This is a genomic window from Anaplasma marginale str. Florida, from assembly GCF_000215485.1.
Taxonomy (GTDB): Bacteria; Pseudomonadota; Alphaproteobacteria; order Rickettsiales; family Anaplasmataceae; genus Anaplasma; species Anaplasma marginale.
Window position 1 is genome coordinate 1 of record NZ_AFMS01000108.1, and the last position, 759, is coordinate 759.

Annotated in this window: 1 protein-coding gene; it reads left to right on the forward strand. The window is 44.8% G+C overall.

Annotated features, from left to right (window positions below; translation table 11 throughout):
- Positions 1-228: 228 nt before the first annotated feature.
- The coding region (locus GAC_RS02925; RefSeq protein WP_241760139.1) for a hypothetical protein at positions 229-759 on the forward strand (531 nt) is incomplete at its 3' end.

Sequence of the window (759 nt, forward strand, 5' to 3'; positions counted from 1 at the left end):
CGAATATATGATTATTATGTATAATGGCCATCATTGCGGATATTGCTACAATAATATGGGTATTTATTTGGTGCGTGAGGCTGCATTTTCCGCGCAAAAATATGAAAATATTTTTACTATTCTAGTTAAATAATTACACTCTATAAAATTGTTAGTAGCCCTTTGTATGAATGAGCATTTAGAATTATTGCCGACGTTTTACAGCGTACCTTTTTCGAGAGTATATCTATGACATCTTACATAACAAGGCGGGCGCGGCTTTTCTGCTATGCTGCGCTCACGACCATAGCACTACCGTGCATGTCTGCATCCGCTACAGAGAGCGGTGAAGGATCTGCGACCGCAGATTTAGGCATACGTCTAGGCATGTACAGTGAAGGGGAGAGATTTCCTCTACAATCCCAAAAAACCGATGATGTTGCCACACAAAACGCCAGAAGCTACAGCGCGCTTGCCGGGGTGAGGTACGTAGTTACCACAAAAAAGCTCGGCAATTTCTCAGCAGAGGTCGGATATGCATACCGCTCAGAACAGCTTGTGCATAGTTACAACTTTGCAGAGATGAAGAAGCGTATAGGTGACTACTCATCCTTGTATGCAGAAGCGAGATGGGGAACCAATGGCCTGCTTTTGGTACAAAATCTGGGGTTTAGCCTGGGTGCCAGTATCGGCGGCGAAAAGGTTGACCAAGGCACCATGGCCAGGTGCGCTTCATGGGCGGATTTACATATAAGGTTGGCGGAATCACCAGTATATATG